Origin of the sequence: Heminiphilus faecis, assembly GCF_008728965.1 — a bacterium.
Taxonomy (GTDB): domain Bacteria; phylum Bacteroidota; class Bacteroidia; order Bacteroidales; family Muribaculaceae; genus Muribaculum; species Muribaculum faecis.
This window is the reverse complement of sequence record NZ_VSMC01000007.1, coordinates 1-18,131: the sequence shown is the minus strand read 5'-3', so window position 1 is coordinate 18,131 and position 18,131 is coordinate 1. Positions and strand designations below refer to the sequence as shown.

At 50.0% G+C, this 18,131-nt stretch carries 14 protein-coding genes and 1 other RNA gene; 12 read left to right on the top strand and 3 right to left on the bottom strand.

Annotation, left to right across the window (positions count from 1 at the left end; all coding sequences use genetic code 11):
- Positions 1-1,248: 1,248 nt before the first annotated feature.
- Positions 1,249-3,504, bottom strand: coding sequence for a nitric-oxide reductase large subunit (locus tag FW767_RS04220; protein ID WP_150980365.1), 2,256 nt, complete (start codon positions 3,502-3,504; stop codon positions 1,249-1,251).
- 205 nt (positions 3,505-3,709) lie between these two features.
- Here FW767_RS04220 and FW767_RS04215 point away from each other — a divergent pair, with 205 nt between their 5' ends.
- From FW767_RS04215 to FW767_RS04170, 10 genes are all read left to right on the top strand, one after another.
- The gene (locus FW767_RS04215) at positions 3,710-4,465 is read left to right on the top strand and encodes a (Fe-S)-binding protein (RefSeq protein WP_121698629.1); all 756 of its coding nucleotides are present in this window, start codon (positions 3,710-3,712) and stop codon (positions 4,463-4,465) included.
- Positions 4,462-5,871 (top strand): lactate utilization protein B, encoded by a 1,410-nt coding sequence (locus tag FW767_RS04210; RefSeq protein ID WP_121698628.1) that lies wholly within the window; start codon positions 4,462-4,464, stop codon positions 5,869-5,871. Before FW767_RS04215 ends, FW767_RS04210 begins: the two co-directional genes overlap by 4 nt.
- Before the next feature lie 16 nt (positions 5,872-5,887).
- A complete protein-coding gene (locus tag FW767_RS04205) occupies positions 5,888-6,550 on the top strand; it encodes a LutC/YkgG family protein (RefSeq protein WP_121698627.1) in 663 nt (220 codons plus the stop codon).
- Between the two features lie 162 nt (positions 6,551-6,712).
- Positions 6,713-7,231, top strand: a complete 519-nt coding sequence (locus FW767_RS04200; RefSeq protein WP_121698626.1) for a CvpA family protein — start codon at positions 6,713-6,715, stop codon at positions 7,229-7,231.
- Between the two features lie 57 nt (positions 7,232-7,288).
- Complete coding sequence (gene sufB, locus FW767_RS04195; RefSeq protein WP_121698625.1) at positions 7,289-8,764, top strand: Fe-S cluster assembly protein SufB; 1,476 nt, start codon at positions 7,289-7,291, stop codon at positions 8,762-8,764.
- A gap of 48 nt (positions 8,765-8,812) precedes the next feature.
- Complete coding sequence (sufC, locus tag FW767_RS04190) at positions 8,813-9,565, top strand: Fe-S cluster assembly ATPase SufC (protein WP_121698705.1); 753 nt, start codon at positions 8,813-8,815, stop codon at positions 9,563-9,565.
- Entirely contained in the window at positions 9,555-10,934 is a 1,380-nt protein-coding gene (gene sufD, locus FW767_RS04185; protein WP_235898031.1) for a Fe-S cluster assembly protein SufD, read from the top strand. The genes sufC and sufD overlap by 11 nt, the downstream gene beginning before the upstream one ends.
- 10 nt (positions 10,935-10,944) lie before the next feature.
- On the top strand, positions 10,945-12,177 hold the full coding sequence (locus FW767_RS04180; RefSeq protein WP_235898030.1) for an aminotransferase class V-fold PLP-dependent enzyme: 1,233 nt from the start codon (positions 10,945-10,947) through the stop codon (positions 12,175-12,177).
- Between the two features lie 98 nt (positions 12,178-12,275).
- The gene (locus FW767_RS04175) at positions 12,276-13,310 is read left to right on the top strand and encodes a helix-turn-helix transcriptional regulator (protein ID WP_121698623.1); all 1,035 of its coding nucleotides are present in this window, start codon (positions 12,276-12,278) and stop codon (positions 13,308-13,310) included.
- A 315-nt stretch (positions 13,311-13,625) separates the two neighbouring features.
- Positions 13,626-14,882: an RtcB family protein gene (locus FW767_RS04170; RefSeq protein ID WP_121698622.1), complete on the top strand. Its 1,257-nt coding sequence runs from the start codon at positions 13,626-13,628 to the stop codon at positions 14,880-14,882.
- 7 nt (positions 14,883-14,889) lie between these two features.
- Here FW767_RS04170 and FW767_RS13305 read toward each other — a convergent pair whose 3' ends face one another.
- Complete coding sequence (locus FW767_RS13305; protein WP_235898028.1) at positions 14,890-15,114, bottom strand: hypothetical protein; 225 nt, start codon at positions 15,112-15,114, stop codon at positions 14,890-14,892.
- On the bottom strand, positions 15,101-15,367 hold the full coding sequence (locus tag FW767_RS13300; protein WP_369863490.1) for a RagB/SusD family nutrient uptake outer membrane protein: 267 nt from the start codon (positions 15,365-15,367) through the stop codon (positions 15,101-15,103). The genes FW767_RS13305 and FW767_RS13300 overlap by 14 nt, the downstream gene beginning before the upstream one ends.
- A gap of 247 nt (positions 15,368-15,614) precedes the next feature.
- Between FW767_RS13300 and ssrA the strand changes: the two genes are divergently transcribed.
- Positions 15,615-16,013: a transfer-messenger RNA gene (gene ssrA / locus FW767_RS04160) on the top strand.
- 511 nt (positions 16,014-16,524) lie between these two features.
- Positions 16,525-17,742, top strand: a complete 1,218-nt coding sequence (locus FW767_RS04155; protein WP_150980362.1) for a site-specific integrase — start codon at positions 16,525-16,527, stop codon at positions 17,740-17,742.
- The last annotated feature ends 389 nt before the right edge of the window (positions 17,743-18,131 follow it).

Below are 18,131 nucleotides of genomic sequence, written 5' to 3'. Positions count from 1 at the left end.
GGAATCCATACCGGAGACTGCGCCGACCAAAGGCCGTCTTGTCCCCGGCTAACGGGCAGCAGACGACTTTCAGTCGTCCCGGATGCCTGTGGGGAGGTGGAACGGCAACTGAAAGTCAGTAACCGGATCAGCGTGGAAACAACGTGCAGCGACTGAAAGTCAGCAACCGTATCAGCGTGGAAACAACGTGCAGCGACTGAAAGTCAGCAACCAGATCAGCGTGGAAACAACGTGCAGCGACTGAAAGTCAGCAACCGGATCAGCGTGGAAACAACGTGCAGCGACTGAAAGTCAGCAACCAGATCAGCGTGGAAACAACGTGCGGCGACTGAAAGTCAGCAACCAGATCAGCGTGGAAACAACGTGCAGCGACTGAAAGTCAGCAACCAGATCAGCGTGGAAACAACGTGCGGCGACTGAAAGTCAGCAACCGGATCAGCGTGGAAACAACGTGCAGTGACTGAAAGTCAGCAACCGGATCAGCGTGGAAACAACGTGCGGCGACTGAAAGTCAGCAACCGTATCAGCGTGGAAACAACGTGCAGCGACTGAAAGTCGGCAACCGTATCAGCGTGGAAACAACGTGCGGCGACTGAAAGTCAGCAACCGTATCAGCGTGGAAACAACGTGCAGCGACTGAAAGTCAGCAACCGTATCAGCGTGGAAACAACGTGCGGCGACTGAAAGTCAGCAACCGGATTAGCGTGGAAACAACGTGCAGCGACCGAAAGTCAGCAACCCGATCAGCGTGGAAACAACGTGCAGCGACTGAAAGTCGCATGCTGTCGTTAGCCGGGTACGCAGTGCCCGGAACCGGGAGCCCGACCAAATTTTGAGTCTGAAAGACTCAAGCCAAACATAATATTTTAACGCAATGCCGATATAAGAAACCATTTAATGACCTTTTAATTATTGCGATACCCGAAAACATGTAGCTTAATACTTTTGATTCAGAAACGCTTGCTTATTCACTCTTGATTTTCTCAGGATACTCAACCAAAGATAATGGCAATGTATCTCACGTATTCTTTTTTATTTAAATCCGCATAGGTCTGTAGCGAAACAATACCATATTGCGGTGGTCTTTCGACTCTGCTCCGCGTGGTGCACGCACATAATAAGATAAAGAGTTTAAAATAACTATAATACGTCCAAACACATAAAAACACGGACAGCATGGTATACATGTCCGTGTTTTTATTTTACACAAGTTTAGAGGGCGTTTATTAACAGCCTAAATTCATTTAATCAAGCTTTTAGCGCGTGACGTTTTTGCCAGTTGAGCCACCATGCCTTGCATGCTCCGATGAAGAAGGGTACGGCTCCGAACAATATGAATACCACATCGCCCGGCATACGCATCCACCCTGTAGTGCTCATGGCATCGCCGGTGACAAACTCAATCGAGCGTGCATGCCAGTATCCGTTGTGTATTACATCCCAAAGCTGTATGAAACCCGACGGGAGCAGACTCAGTACGATCATCATGGCCAGTCCGATATTGAAACCATAGAACGAGCATTTGATCCAAGGTTTGATTTTTGACCACTGGGCGTCATCGGTATTCTTGCGCATGGCGTAAACGCACATTCCCAGCGACAGGAAGCCGAATACACCGAACATTGCCGCATGACCGTGGTTAGGAGTGAGATAGGTGCCTATTTCAAAATAGCTTACGATAGGCATATTGATAAGGAAACCGAATACGCCGGCTCCAATGAAGTTCCAGAAACCTACCGACATAAAGAAATTGAATATCCACTTGTGCTGTTGTGCGAGACCCGGCTCTCCTCCAGTACGGGAAGCGCGGTAAAAACGCCATCCTTCAAGACATAGCAGCACAAGAGGCACGACCTCCATAGCGGAGAAGCATGATGACACGGCCATATTGAATGTGCTCTGACCTTCGAAATACCAGTGGTGTCCCGTGCCGATTATACCACCCATAAATGTCAGTATGGCTTCGAGAATTATTATTTTTGAAGCTCTTTCACGGCTTACAATACCCATCTCCACAAATACCATCGCTACCATAGTAGTAGCGAAAGCCTCAAAGAATCCTTCAACCCATAGATGTATGACCCAGAAGCGCCATGTGTCAACAACCGTATAGTTGGTCATGTCGTCAAAGAATATGGCCGGAATGTAGAATACGGGAACGCATATGGCAAATATGAGGAAGAGCCATCCGAGAAATCTCTTACCGGGCACTTTCAGCGCCGGCATCGTGTTGCGTATCAATACATATGCCCATACAAGGAAGCCGACAATCATCAGCAGCTGGAAGCCGCGGCCCATTTCGATGTACTCCCATCCCTGACTGCCGAGCCAGAAGGAACCGTCGCCGTTGCCCCACCATCCGGCAAGGCCTGCCCATTCAGCTAATAGCGAGCCGAATATGACCACTCCGAATGCCCCAAACAGGAAATAAGTCATCTGCATGAGCCCTTTCCACTCTTTGCCTCCGAATATACGCGATATTATCAGACCGCCGATAACAAACCCGGTGGCAATCCAAAGTATGGCAAGTTGTATGTGCCATGTCCTTACAAGCTGGCTGGGAAACACCGATGACAGGTCAAGACCGTAGAACGATCCCGGGTCGGCACGATAGTGCGCTACTGCGCCGCCGACTAAAGTCTGACCGAGCAGCAGTAAACCTACAATGACTACAAATTTCAGCAATCCCCTTACCGATGCGGGCTGTTCGCCGTCGGCTGTCATAGCCGGGAATGCCGGCGATGCGGCTTTCCAGTCGGCCTCCTTGTCACGTCCTGCAAACCACATGCAGGCTCCGATTCCGACAAGCAAGAAGATAAGCGACGCCACACTCCATACTATGAGCGGGTCAGAGGGGCCTTGCCCTATCTCCGGCTCGTAAGGGAAGTTGTTGGTATAAGAGTAGTCTTCGCCGGGGCGGTTGGCCGAGCATGCCCATGCCGACCAAGCAAAAAAAGCACTCAGCTTATGCAGCTCGGCCCGGTCCGTGATAAGGTTGCGCTGTAGACCGCCGTTGTTTGACGGGTCGCTCAGGTATTCTTTCCAATAGTCAGGTGCCTCTGCGAAAACGGATGTCTGAGCATTATCCAAGACAAGACGCCCGGTAGCGGAGTCATATCGATTGGTCTTGGCGATTTTGTTGATTTGTTCAGTTGATTTGCCGGGGTTTAACTCCCGTGTCGCCATAGCCACCTGATGCAGATAATCGGCTGAGAAGTCAGGACCGAGATATGCGCCGTGTCCCCATACCGAGCCGTTGTCATGAAGTCCGTAACGCAGAAATACGGATTGACCTTCGCGTATGTCGTTGCCGGTAAAGAGCAGATTGCCTTCACTATCAGTGACGGTTTCGGGAATTGGCGGCCTGCCGTCATACGCTTTGTACGTGACGGTAATCAGCACTGCAAAGCCATAGATAAGCACAAATGCGAGTACAAGTATCCACCATCTTGAGATAAGCGGCGACGAGTAATCCTTTTCAAATTGCAGGTTTGGAGTGTCCATTGTGAATAGAATTTATTAGTGAATTATATGTAGGCTTGGAGCGAATCTGATAGCTTTGAAGACGTTTGTAAAAATTAAATATTTTATGCTTAATAAAACAAAGCAGATATTATTAATGTTTAAAATATGATAAATTACTATTAGCACCTGACATAACTGCACCTACTAAATAAGTACACTCTCTATAACTAAAAATTATACTAATATGAAGATTGGTTTTTTCGTGCCTTGCTATATTGATGCTATACATCCGCAGGCAGCCATCTCCACTTACGGACTCCTGAAAAAACTGGGCCTTGATGTGGAATTCATCGAGCGGGGAGCCTGTTGCGGCCTACCGGAGCTCGATATGGGCTACATCAAGCACTCGTGTACCCTTGAAAAGGGAATTGCACCTTACGTTGCCGATAAAGGATATGATTACGTAGTGGTGCCTTCAGGTATATGTACTGACCAGTTCCGCGACCATTTCACCGGAGTCGAGCAGACTCCTGAAGTTGTACACTTCCGCAGTACCGTACATGATCCCGTAGAATTTTTACATGACGTATTGAAAATCACGGAACTTCCCGGTAAACCTCGTTTTCCCTACCGCGTGGCTTTGCATAACGGATGCCACTCACTCCGTTATTTAAATGAAGCACGCCCTTCCGAACTGATGATCAAGCCGTTTGATAAATGTGCCGATCTTCTCAGACTTGTTGACGGCATTGAGGTGGGCTATGCTACAAGACGTGACGAATGCTGCGGTTTCGGCGGCACTTATGCTATCTGGGATCCGGAGTGCTCCGGTCAACAGGGCCGTGACAAGGTCAGCGACTATACAAGAAACGGCTTCAAATATGTGACATCGCAGGACATGTCCTGTATGCTTCACCAGCAGACCATAGCCCGTAAAAACGGTCTTGACCTGAAAATGTTTTATATTACTGAAATTTTAAATGGAGATGCAAAGCCATGAAACAGGTAAATCAAGTTAAGCTCGGAGCCGAGTATATAGCAAAACGCGACCACCGCGAGATGCACGACCGTTGCTTATGGGCTGCCCGCATGAGGCGCGACAAAGTAGCGGCATCCATACCGGAATGGGAGGAGATGCGAGAATTGGCGTCACAGATAAAACTTCATACACTTTCCAATCTTGATAAATATCTTGAGCAGTTCGTGGCCAATGCAGAGGCCAACGGTATTCATGTACATTGGGCCCGTAACGCCGAAGAACACAACGAGATTATATTGAAGATATTTCGCGACCACAATGTGAAAGTAGTCACAAAAGGCAAATCCATGACTATGGACGAGTGCGGAATGCGCGAGTTCATGGGCAAGCACGGCATCGAAATCAACGAGGCCGATTTAGGTGAGAGAATACAGCAGCTCGACAATCAGCGTCCGTCACATATAGTCATGCCGGCCATACACAAACTGCGCAGCGACGTCGCCGACCTTTTTGCCCGCACACTCGGTTCTGACAAAGACATTGACGACCCGCACTATCTCAACAGTGTGATGCGTGCCGATATGCGCAAGAGGTATGTAAAGGTCGACGCCGGTATGTCGGGAGTGAATTTCGGCATAGCCGAGACCGGCGGCATAGTAGTATGCACCAATGAAGGAAATGCCGATATAAGCGCAAATCTGCCGCCGCTATATGTGGCGACAATGGGCCTCGAAAAGCTCATACCCCGTCAGAGCGACCTGCCGCTGTTCATACGTCTGCTGTCGCGCAGTGCGCTTGGGCTTGATATGACACAATATACATCGCACTACCACGGTCCGAGGAAAGGACAGGAGATGCACCTTGTCATTCTCGACAACGGACGAAGCGAGCGTTTGGCAGCCAAAGAATATTGGCCCGTGCTGAAGTGCATAAGATGTGGAGCATGTATGAATACATGTCCGGTATTCCGCCGCACCTCCGGCATCAGTTATGATGCCATTTACATGGGACCCATCGGCATTGTGCTCGAACCGAGTTATGACCTTTACAAATATGCCCGACTGCCTTATTCGTGCACCCATTGCGGATCATGCGGCGATGTGTGTCCGGTTAAGGTACCTATACCGGAACTGGTGTTTTTCTGGCGTTCGGAAGTTGTCAGGCACGGTTATGGTCAGCTGTCGCACAATCTTGAAGAGGGTATGGCGGAGCCCTTGCTTAAAAGCAGCACCAATCTTGCTATTGCCGAGAAAATGGGGCTATGGGCGCTGCGCAACATTCCCGAGTCGATAGCGGAGTCGCCTCTCAATCCGTGGGCCAAGGAGCATAAGGATCCGGAACCTCCGCAAGAGACATTCCGTCAGTACTACAGACGTGTCATAAAGCCCGAAGAGGATGCTGCCGGCACCTCGGACAATAAACAATAAATAAGTGTTTACGATTATGGATCAGCAAGAAGTAAAAGATCAGATACTCGCTCGCATAAGAGCCGGTAAACCCGCATTACACCCGCTGCCCGATGTGCCGATGTACGGATATTCCGGTAATCCGACAGAAAATTTCATCAGCCATCTGCTGAGTTTCGACGGAAAAGCGGTGACGTTCAAGACACGTGCCGATGCTATAGCATGGCTCGGAAAACAGCCCGAAATGGATGCGTCAAAGAATATAATCTACTCTTCAGCCAAAGATGTCGCCGGCAATATACCCGAGGAGGAGCTGGCGGACCTGCATAATGCCCACCGTATAGAGACTTGCGTCACCGAAGGTGAACTCGGAGTGGGTGAAATGGGGTCGATATGGGTGACAGACGACAGTCTCGGGCATGCCGCATGTGCTCTGTTGTCACGCCGGCTGTTTGTGTTTCTTGACAGCAAGCGCATATTCGGCGGTCTGCATGAGGCCTATGCCAACATCAAACTCCGCGATCATCAATACGGCTCATTCTATACCGGGCCGTCGGCAACCGCCGACATCGAAGCCGTCCACATAACCGGGGCGCAAGGTCCGCTTTCGTTGACGGCATTGATATACAACTGCGACGAAGCACCTGCACAGCCGCAACTGATGGTCAACCCGAATGCCGACACGTCGGTGTGGCAATAAACAATCTGCTTAACCAACGAAGAGTGTATCGAAGCAATCCATTCGGTACACTCTTGTTTTTTATGTTCAGGTTTAAGACATATATAATATTAATGTATTGGCTGGTCGGGATATGACGAAAAATTAGTAATTTTGCACTTGTTAAAATCATAATATCACGTCGTGAATGCAATTGACATTTTTCTGCTGGCTGTAATAGGCATAGCTCTTGCTTACGGGCTTTACAAAGGGCTTGTGCGCCAGATAGCATCATTGGGCGGTCTGATATTGGGCATTATTGCGTGTCGCCTGTTTTCACGCGACTTCGCCAACGTGCTTATCGGTTGGTTCCCGTCGACATTTACCGACAGCACCGCGGCAGTTGTCGTAGCCGCGGTAATCATCTATCTTTTGGTGTATTTCTCGGTCGGGGCATTGGCCTCACTTGCCCACAAACTCACTCACGCCCTTATGGTAGGATGGCTCGATCATCTGCTCGGAGCTGTATTCGGAGTTTTTAAATGGTTGCTTATCGTGAGTATACTGCTCAATCTATGGCACATCATAGCTCCGGAAAGTCCGGTGTTCACCTCCTCGGCTCTCATGGGCGGCAAATTGTTTAACTACGTGATAAGGTTGGCTCCTGAACTGTTCGGTGTGGTCTCAGACCATATAAGCGGTGAGGTGGCCAATATATTTTAACGGTACAACTTTACAAAACCGGTAGTTGTTAATACCGGACAGAATAACAAAAAGGAAATGACTGAAGACAATCAAGATAAAAGACAACAGCTTCCCGGCGACGACATAATAAGCGACGTCACCGGCAGTGAATACAAATACGGTTTTGTAACCGATATAGACACCGACGTCATACCGCAGGGACTTAACGAAGATGTCATAAGGCTTATATCGGCCAAGAAGCATGAGCCAGAGTGGCTGCTTGAGTTTAGACTCAAGGCGTATCGTCACTGGCTCACACTCAAGATGCCCGAATGGGCGCACCTCGACATTCCGCCCATTGACTATCAGGCCATAAGCTACTACGCCGCCCCGAAGAAGAAAGAGGGGCCCAAAAGCCTCGACGAAGTGGACCCGCAGCTTCTTGAGACATTTGACAAACTCGGCATACCGCTTGAAGAGCAGAAAGCATTTGCAGGAATGGCAGTTGACGCAGTCATGGACTCTGTGTCGGTAAAAACCACACATAAAGAAAAACTGGCCGAGCTCGGAGTCATATTCTGCTCATTCTCTGAAGCGGTAAAGGATTATCCCGATCTCGTACGACGTTATCTCGGTACTGTTGTAGGCTACCGCGACAACTTCTTTGCCGCATTGAACTCGGCGGTCTTCTCCGACGGCTCTTTTGTCTACATACCGAAAGGTGTGCGGTGTCCTATGGAACTGTCGACATATTTCCGCATTAACGCCGCGGGTACCGGCCAGTTTGAACGTACTCTTATCGTGGCCGATGATGACGCTTATGTAAGTTATCTTGAAGGGTGCACCGCTCCCATGCGCGACGAGAACCAGCTCCATGCTGCCATAGTGGAGATTGTTGTCGAGGACCGCGCCGAAGTCAAGTATTCCACTGTCCAGAACTGGTATGCCGGCGACAAGGACGGCAACGGAGGTGTATACAACTTTGTCACCAAACGAGGTCTGTGCCGTGGCGACTACTCCAAACTGTCATGGACGCAGGTGGAGACCGGCTCTGCCATAACATGGAAGTATCCCAGCTGCATACTTCAGGGCGAAGGTTCGGTCGGCGAATTTTACTCTGTGGCTGTCACAAAAAACTACCAGCAGGCCGACACCGGCACCAAAATGATACATGTAGGGCGCAACTCCCGCTCGACGATAGTCAGCAAGGGCATATCGGCCGGACACAGTCAGAACTCCTACCGCGGACTTGTCAAGGTCGTGCCCAAAGCCGACGGTTGCCGCAATTATACACAGTGCGACAGCCTGTTGCTCAGCTCGACTTGCGGTGCGCATACATTCCCCTATATCGATGTACTTAACGATACCGCCGTTGTCGAGCATGAGGCTACGACATCGAAGATAAGCGAGGACCAGATATTTTACTGCAATCAGCGCGGCATACCTACCGAAGACGCCATAGGGCTTATAGTCAACGGATATGCAAAAGAGGTCATGAACAAGCTCCCTATGGAGTTTGCAGTCGAGGCGCAGCGTCTGCTTCAGGTAACCCTCGAAGGCTCGGTAGGATAACACACTTTTCACAATGCATAAATAACAACCCAAATGGATAACAATATATTGCTTGACATACGCGACCTCCATGCTTCGGTCGACGGTAAAGAGATTTTGAAAGGTATCGACCTTCAGGTGCGCGAAGGCGAAGTTCACGCTATAATGGGCCCTAACGGTTCGGGTAAGTCGACTCTGTCGATGGTGCTCGCAGGCGCTCCCGGCTACTCGGTTACCGCGGGGGAAGTTGACTTCCACGGCACACGTCTGCTTGAGCTGTCGCCCGAGGACCGCAGTCACGAAGGATTGTTCCTGTCATTTCAGTATCCGGTAGAGATACCCGGTGTGTCCATGGTCAACTTCATGCGTGCCGCAGTCAACGAAAAACGCAAATATTTCGACGAGGCGCCTCTGTCGGCCAGCGACTTCCTGAAACTGATGAGACAGAAACGCGCCATAGTCGAACTCGACAACAAACTTGCCTCTCGCTCGGTCAACGAGGGTTTTTCAGGCGGCGAAAAAAAACGCAACGAAATATTTCAGATGGCCGTGCTCGAACCGCGGCTGTCGATACTTGACGAGACCGACTCTGGCCTTGACATAGACGCTCTGCGCATAGTGGCCGGCGGTGTAAACAAACTTAAGACCGACCGTAACGCCACTATCGTCATCACCCACTACCAGCGGCTTCTCGACTATATAAAACCCGACTATGTGCATGTGCTTTACAAAGGACGCATCGTAAAGACCGGCGGACCGGAACTGGCTCTTGAACTGGAAGAAAAGGGCTATGACTGGATCAAGCAAAACAATGAAAACTGACATTATGAACAGTCTTGAACAATATATCGATATATACCGCGAAAACAGCGAGGCTATCGACGCACATTCGGCGCCGGTCATGAACGCCGCGCGGCCGCGTGCCCTTGCTTCGCTTGAAGGCCGGCGCCTGCCCGTACTCGGCGACGAAGGTTATGAGAAGACGTCGGTCGACGACATGATGGCGGCCGATTACGGACTTAACTTCAACCGTGTGGGTATTCCGGTCAATGTAGCGGCATCATTCCGTTGCGGAGTGCCTAACATGAGCACCCTGCTCGGTGTAGTCGTAAACGACGAGTTTCATCCATCCAAGAATCTGGACGAGAAGTTGCCCGACGGGGTATTGTACATGTCGTTGAAAAAAGCTGCCGAACTATACCCGGAGCTTGTCGCTCCTTATTATGGACGAATCGCATCGACCGATAACGTACCCGTCGCCCTCAATACGCTTTTAGCACAGGACGGAGTGTTTGTCTACGTACCAGCCGGAGTAAAGGTCGAAAAACCGCTTCAACTTGTCAACATATTCAGCTCACCGACACCGCTTATGGCCGTACGCCGCATGCTTGTCGTGGTCGGCGACAGCGCTTCGGTACAACTGCTCGGCTGCGACCACACTCAGGACTGCGGCCAGAACTATCTTGCCCTACAGGTGACTGAGATCGTACTCGGTCGCGACAGCCGGCTCGATTATTATGACCTTGAGGAGTCATCTGAAAATACCGCACGCCACTCTCAGATATTCGCCAGTCAGGATAGCGGTTCTTCGCTTCTTGTCAACGGCATGACGCTTACCTGCGGCACGACCCGCAACGACTACTTCATTGACATTACCGGTGACGGATGCGACACTCTGCTCACCGGAATGGCGATCGGCTCGGGCCGTCAGCACATCGACAACAGTTCGGTGGTGGTGCATACAGGCACACACTGTCACAGCCGTCAGCTGTTCAAGTATGTGCTTGACAACGAATCGACAGGTGCTTTTGAAGGATGTATACGCGTCGACGAGGGCGCATGTTTCACGGAAGCTTATCAAAGCGACCGCAACCTGCTCGCTTCATCAGCCGCCCGCATGCACACCAAACCGCAGCTGCTTATATACTGCGACGACGTCAAGTGCAGCCACGGAGCCACTACCGGACAACTCGATCAGGACGCTTTGTTCTATATGCGTTCGAGAGGCATTTCTGAAAAGACCGCGCGGACCATGCTCATGGAAGCTTTCATGGCCGAAGTGATCGACACCGTGCGTATGGACGGCTTGCGCGAGCGTCTGCGCATGCTTGTCGAGAAGCGTTTCCACGGTCAGTCATCGTTCTGCGGCGACTGTTCGGGTGCATGTATCGACACAACTTCTCTTCAATAACAGCCTATTGATGTCAGCTATGAAAGAGACTTATGACCTGTCGGCTCTGCGACATGACTTCCCTGCTCTTGACAGAGCGGTATACAAGCATCCGCTCATATATCTGGACAATACAGCCACATCACAGACTCCATCCTGTGTGATCGACGATATAATCAAGGCATATTACAATACAAAGGCCAACGTGCACAGAGGCGTACACCTGCTTTCGCAGGAGATGACCGAACTTCAGGAGGCGGCGCGCCGCTCCGTGAAAGAGTACATAAACGCATCGTCAATACAGGAAATCATCTTTACCCGCGGCACCACCGAAGCTATAAATCTTGTAGCCTCGTCGTGGGGCGACATGCTGCATGACGGCGACGAGATCATACTCAGCGTGATGGAGCACCACTCCAACATAGTACCGTGGCAGTTGCTGCAGCGCCGCAAGCGCATCACTATAAAGGTCATACCCATGGATGACTCCGGAGTTCTCGACATGGATGCCTATCGCCGGCTCTTTAATGAACATACGGCTTTTGTGTCAGTGACCCATGTTAGCAATGTGCTCGGCTCTGTCAATCCGGTCAAGGAAATTATCGCGGAGGCGCACCGCCACGGAGTGCCCGTACTTGTCGACGGCGCTCAGGCCGTGGCCCATCAGCGTGTCGACGTCATCGGCCTCGATTGCGATTTTTATGCATTCTCATCGCACAAAATGTATGGCCCAACAGGAGTAGGCGTACTTTACGGCAAGAAGGAACTGCTTGAAAAAATGCCTCCATATCAAGGCGGAGGAGAAATGATCGGCAACGTCACGTTTGAACACACGACATTCGCCGAGCTTCCGTTCAAGTTTGAAGCGGGCACCCCCGATTTCGTCGGCATATCGGCTCTTCGCACGGCCATAGACTATATAAACGGCATAGGTATGGAACGCATCGCCGCTCATGAAAAAGAATTGCTCGAATACACCACAGCCCGCATGATGGAGATACCCGGCATGCGCATATTCGGTACCGCTCCGGGCAAGGATGCCATAATATCTTTTCTTATCGGCAACGCCCACCACTACGATACCGGCATGTTGCTTGACAAACTCGGCATAGCCGTGCGCACCGGCCATCACTGTGCGGAACCGCTTATGCACCGCCTCGGCATAGAGGGCACTGTACGGGCCTCATTTGCGCTATATAACACCAAAGAAGAGTGCGACGCATTCATAACCGCGCTCCGTCGTGTGGCCTCGATGCTATTGTAGCCAGCACTCCGGCATAAGCATAAATAATCGGTAAATAATCCTGCAGACCATCTATGGGCCTATGGATAAAATGATTATTTTTGCAAAAATACATTGTCATGCCACTCAACAGAGCCACTCTTATACGCATATCAACCATCGACCGGTGCCTGCAAAACCACCACAGGCGGTGGACCATCAACGACCTGATCGATGCCTGCACCGATGCTTTGGCAGAGTATGAGGGACGCATCTGCCCTATAAGCCGCCGAACATTCCAGAACGACCTCGCGCTGATGCGCAGCGACCGTCTGGGCTACAATGCTCCGATCGTTGTGCGCGACAACAAGTATTACGAGTATGAAGATCCTGACTACAGCATCACCCATCTGCCGCTGAATGACGAAGGTCTTGACGCTCTCAATTCGGCTCTCGACATCCTGCGTCAGCTTCAGTGCTTTCCGCAGTTGGCATCGTCGATCGACACCATAAGCAAACTCAACGAGCAGATTTCACGGCATACCGGCTCAAATCCACCGGCCATGGACATGGAACATGTTCACGACTATCGTGGAGCGCAGTTTATAGGCATTATATATGACGCGGTACGCAAACACCAGACCATAATCATCGAGTATCAGTCGTTCAAGGCACAACAACCGGAGGCATTGACAGTATATCCGTATCTGCTGAAAGAGTATCGCAACCGATGGTTTCTGATTGCGGAGAAAGCCTCCAACCGCACTCCGAAAGTCAATATATTTGCTCTTGACCGCATCCATTGCGTCAAGATTGACAAGGAGCATCCTTTCAGAAAATGCGTGGCTTTCGACGCCGAGCACTTTTTTGACGACACAATAGGGGTGACACGTCAAATAGGTGACAAGGCGAAGCGCGTAGTCGTCAAGATTGACCGGCAGCAGGCACCATATGTCGAGTCCAAACCCTTCCACAAATCGCAGAAAGTCGAGCAACGGCTTCACGACGGCAGCATACTGCTGTCGCTGAAAGTAGTGATCAACAACGAGCTGGAGCGCCTGATACTCGGCTATGGCGGCCATGCCGAAGTCATGGCTCCGCCGGAATTTCGCGCAAAGGTAGCCGAAAGCATCAGCCGCGCCAGCTCCAATTACGGGCTTCGGCCTGAGGAGTAGGCTTATATTTAAACGATTTTCTGAATACCCTCCTCAATGCAGGGAAAATACGACTCCGAACAACGGCACAAAACCTCTTCGCCGCCGTCAAAAGTATGGATTATGGTTCATGACATTGTAGTACAGATTTAATAAGTCAAGATGTACATAGATTATTCGCTAACTCCGCTGTGATTTTGCTGGCATCCCGAAAAAAAAATAAATATCTGAAAAATAATTACAGGTGCGCAAAATGGTTGCGCAACGGCTATCTAACTTTGTCGGCGTAAGGAGTGGCAAACCACCATTTAGTATAAACCAAATAAACTCAAAATCATGAAGACCATTGACGGATACGACGTGAAGATTTTCACAGACAACATTGAAGAGAACGCCTTGGAGCAGATCAGGACGCTGCTGTCAATCGACGTATTTGCCGACAGGAAAATACGCATCATGCCCGACGTTCATGCAGGAGCAGGGTGTGTAATCGGGTTCACAGGCGACCTCGGCGACAAGGTCATTCCAAACATTGTGGGCGTCGACATAGGATGCGGCATGCGCATCCTGAAACTCGGCCAACTCGCCGACATCGACTTCCACGCATTCAATGAACATATACGCGCAAATGTGCCGTCGGGCATGATTGTACGCGAGGACCGTTTCGGCTTCAAACCTCTCGTAGGAGAGGAAATGGACATTTATCGCGAGGCCAAGCGGCTTGTCACTGAACTGTACTGCTATCGTGAACTTAAAGACTCCGGACGCATCAAGAAAGCCATAGGGTCACTTGGCGGAGGCAATCACTTCATCGAGCTTGACAAGGACGATGAGGACAACATATATCTTGTAATCCACACCGGTTCACGCAATCTCGGCAAGCAGGTGGCGGAGATTTATCAGGCAAAGGCCGTCAGGCACCTAACCGCGGGAGCCGATGAATTTGAAGCTGCTGTCAGCCGCACTATCGAGGAATACAAAGCAGCCGGACGCCGTTCGGAATTACAGGACGTAATCAAGAAGATGCATAAAGAGTATAAGGAGGCCGAGCCTCTGCTGCCGGCCGCTCTATGCTATGTCGAAGGTGAAGCCCGCGGGCAATACCTCCATGACATGCGCCTGTGCCAGAAGTGGGCCGTGCTCAACCGCAAACTCATATCTCTTCTGCTAATGAAGTTTTTTACAGGCGTTGAAGTCTCGGAAGAGTTTGAATCGGTCCACAACTATATCAGCGATGACAACATCATACGCAAGGGGTCGATATCGGCTGCCGAAGGTGAGCGTTGCATCATACCGCTGAATATGCGTGACGGATCTCTGCTATGCACAGGCAAGGGCAATCCCGACTGGAATTGCTCGGCACCCCACGGAGCCGGCCGGGTATTGAGCCGCACACAGGCTTATGAAAAGATAACAATGGCGGATTTCGAAGCATCAATGACCGGCATATACTCCGAGTCGGTCAACGACTTCACCCGCGATGAATCGCCTATGGTGTACAAGCCCGCCTCGGAGATAATCGCCAATATAGGCGACACAGTCACCATCGACACCATAATCCGTCCGATTTTTAATTTCAAGGCTTCAAAATAAAAAGTGCCTATAAAGTGCAGCGGGCCCACATTATTTTGAATGTGGACCCGCTTTGTGCCGTCATAGTCTCTTTGGCCATACCACAGCGCACAAGGTCGAAATAGCATTCACCTTCAAGGGCTTTTTCAAGCCGCATTTCTGTACGCAGAGCCTTGCGCGCATAGTCCTGCGTCCACCCCGCCGCCGGATATAATCCTATTTTACAATTAGCCGCATTTTTATGCGGAATCATTGAAGTCTTTGACGTAAAAGCTGTTCATGGCACATTGGCGTATCTGGTTGATTATAGCACTGGCTTCGTCAAGATCTTCGCCAATCTCGATAAGGGCCTCGGCCTTGTAGAGAAGGAAGTCGGCGTAACGTATTATCTGCCAGTCGAGTTGCGAGGCTCCCCACGGCCATCCATGATACATGTCTGATGACTCGGGCGATACACAGAACCGCCTGCACCAGTTGACACGTCCGGCGTCGGGCCGGCGACTCATTCACTGCAGCGTTCATCTCGTCATTACTCAAAAAATGCGATGTGGCGGAAGCTCACCTTGTAGCCGTCGAAATACTGGTATATATATGTATGCACTCAGAATGGCACCATGCCCGTACTGCCTGACAAATATACAGCACTGCGACAGATTGGTCTGGTAAAATAGGTTAAAAACATCCGGCATTGGCGATTGCCTATTGCCATTTCCGGATGTTTTGCTTAAATTTGCGGGCTTATCGCACTTATACGGGGCTGACCGGCTTTGACAGCGTGTAGAGGTGGTGTGTAAGCATGCAGAGCAATGATGGCTACGCTCTATAATCTGGGACATCACAATTTTAAATGGCGAAAACAACTACGCTCTTGCTGCTTAATCGAAGTACAGTAGATTAGCTTAATCTCCGCCACAGTGGTGGAGACAAGACATCGCCCGATTGTCCTTTTTCCGAGACGGATCGACAAGGCGGTGCAGATAAATCGGAAATAGGAAGCCAAGAGCCTTGCGCGGCTTCCGAAATCTTAAAGGCTAAGGCGACGGTTGGTGGTCTTGATCCTGTCGGCGCCCTACAATCAAGTCAAGACTAAGCATGTAGAAAGCTCATTAGTTCCACGTTTGGACGAGGGTTCAATCCCCTCCAGCTCCACTTGACGGGTCGGACAGATTCCGGCCAACAAAAGTCTAAACAAGACTAAACCGCACAATATCAACTTATTGTGCGGTTTTTTAATGCCTAAAAATGACGACTCAGGACCGTCATCGGACAGAAAAAAGACTGAACAAGACACCCATTGGTTGCAAATCTGCTACACAAAAATCGTGAGATGCCAAATGTAGCAGTTGTGTAGCAGTAAGTGTCGTAACTATGTTTTGTGCAGCACTTTACGAAACCGAAACTCTGACATAAGTCGGAAAATAGCGGCCAAAATCGGACATCTGATGGCACACAAGAAATGGAGTCCGGTGGCATAGTCCGAAGCTTACATTTGATACCTAATTTTCTATTCCCATGCACTCCGTCAGAATACGCAGGACATCATGTCCGCTATTCGTCCTCTATTGGCCGAGGTGAGTCTAAGCAAAATTAAGTTTAACTCGTTATGAATTTTGCAAGGGGGTAAAAACCCTGCGCAATCATAACCACCAAATCCAAATGTAAGATGAAACAGAACACATTTAAGATTCTGTTCTATCTCCGAAGCAATCATGTCAACAAGGATGGTACATCCGCCATCATCGTGCGCGTGTCTATTGACGGAGAAAGACAGGACTGGAGCACAAAATTGGTTTGCGAGCCAGAAAGATGGGATGGGAAAGCCGGTAAAGCCACCGGTCGTTCATCCAAGTCTTTTGAGATCAATAACCATCTTCAGGATATTCAGACTATTCTGACCAATCATTTCTATGACATCCAGCGTCGTCACGGCTACGTTACCGTAGAAATGGTGCGCAACGCCTACATGGGCATCACCCAGCGGGAGGAATCACTCCTGAAACTCTATGAGCAGCATCTGGAGGACACCAAGAAGCTCGTCGGACTCAGCAAAGCCGACCCCACCTACCGCAAGTACGAAAGAATGTACCGCCGCGTGGTGGAGTTCATGAAGAAGAAGTACAATATCACCGACATTCCCCTGAGAGAGATAAAGTATCAGTTCATCGTGGACTTGGAGTTCTTCCTCCGTACCGAGTATAAATACTCGCAGAACACCACCTACAAGTGCATGAAGTTCTTCAAGCAGGTAATCAACAAAGCCATCCGCGCCGGACTGATAACCGTTGACCCCTTCAACGGCTACAAAATCTCCATCGAGCGTGTTGACCGTGGCTATCTTACCGAAGACGAGCTTTGCAAGATGATGCAGAAAGAGTTTGCCTCCAAGCGACTGGAACAGGTGCGCGACATCTTCATCTTCGCCTGCTTCACCGGGCTGGCATACATCGACCTCGCCCACCTCCGTGTCGACAACATCCAGAAGATGTTCGACGGTCGCTTGTGGATAGTCACCCACCGTCAGAAGACCAACACGAAGGTAATGGTACCCCTACTTCCGCCGGCCCTGAAAATCCTCAACAAATATGAGGGCTGCTACACCGACGGCCAGCTCATGCCGATAATCACCAATCAGAAGCTCAACTGCTATCTGAAGGAGATAGCCGACATCTGTGGCATCGAGAAGAACCTGACGTTCCATCTCGCCCGGCACACCTTCGCCACTACCATGACCCTCGGCCGTGGAGTGCCCATCGAGTCGGTATCAAAGATGCTCGGCCACACAAATATCCAGACCACACAGATCTACGCGAGAATTACCGCCGACAAAATCGGAAAGGATATGGACATTCTTTCCAAAAACCTCGGCAATCTCGATTTCTAAGCTGAACATTCCATAAGCCTCTTGCGAGTGCCGTTCGGGAATGCTCGGACGGCACTCGCTGTGTCCTGACGTGAGATTTTCAAAAAAATTTCCACAAATTTCTACTTTAACATTCATTAAGAGTATTTGTATAAGTCGCTGTTATTCAACGATGAATTATTGCGGATTTTAGAAAATCAAGCGTTTTTTATCCTACACTTATCCCAACTCTATCCCGGAGTTATCATAGATGCACCTCCTTTTCCCGAAGTAACTTTGCATCTGGAAAAGCCACTCTACTTTGACCCTTTTGGCCAAACAGAATTCACCCCTTTGGCCATAATATGATTGACCCTTTTGGCCCAAATAACATTAACCGCTTAACACAAGAGTTATTAGAGATTTTTTGT

Excerpts from the sequence above, each read along its gene's own strand:
- FW767_RS04210 (WP_121698628.1), top strand. The coding sequence starts at position 4,462 with ATGAAACAGGTAAATCAAGTTAAGCTCGGAGCCGAGTATATAGCAAAA.
- FW767_RS04155 (WP_150980362.1), top strand. The coding sequence starts at position 16,525 with ATGAAACAGAACACATTTAAGATTCTGTTCTATCTCCGAAGCAATCAT.
- FW767_RS04220 (WP_150980365.1), bottom strand. The coding sequence starts at position 3,504 with ATGGACACTCCAAACCTGCAATTTGAAAAGGATTACTCGTCGCCGCTT.
- sufD (WP_235898031.1), top strand. The coding sequence starts at position 9,555 with ATGAAAACTGACATTATGAACAGTCTTGAACAATATATCGATATATAC.
- FW767_RS04180 (WP_235898030.1), top strand. The coding sequence starts at position 10,945 with ATGTCAGCTATGAAAGAGACTTATGACCTGTCGGCTCTGCGACATGAC.
- FW767_RS13300 (WP_369863490.1), bottom strand. The coding sequence starts at position 15,367 with ATGAGTCGCCGGCCCGACGCCGGACGTGTCAACTGGTGCAGGCGGTTC.
- FW767_RS04175 (WP_121698623.1), top strand. The coding sequence starts at position 12,276 with ATGCCACTCAACAGAGCCACTCTTATACGCATATCAACCATCGACCGG.
- FW767_RS04205 (WP_121698627.1), top strand. The coding sequence starts at position 5,888 with ATGGATCAGCAAGAAGTAAAAGATCAGATACTCGCTCGCATAAGAGCC.
- sufB (WP_121698625.1), top strand. The coding sequence starts at position 7,289 with ATGACTGAAGACAATCAAGATAAAAGACAACAGCTTCCCGGCGACGAC.
- FW767_RS13305 (WP_235898028.1), bottom strand. The coding sequence starts at position 15,114 with ATGATTCCGCATAAAAATGCGGCTAATTGTAAAATAGGATTATATCCG.
- FW767_RS04215 (WP_121698629.1), top strand. The coding sequence starts at position 3,710 with ATGAAGATTGGTTTTTTCGTGCCTTGCTATATTGATGCTATACATCCG.
- FW767_RS04170 (WP_121698622.1), top strand. The coding sequence starts at position 13,626 with ATGAAGACCATTGACGGATACGACGTGAAGATTTTCACAGACAACATT.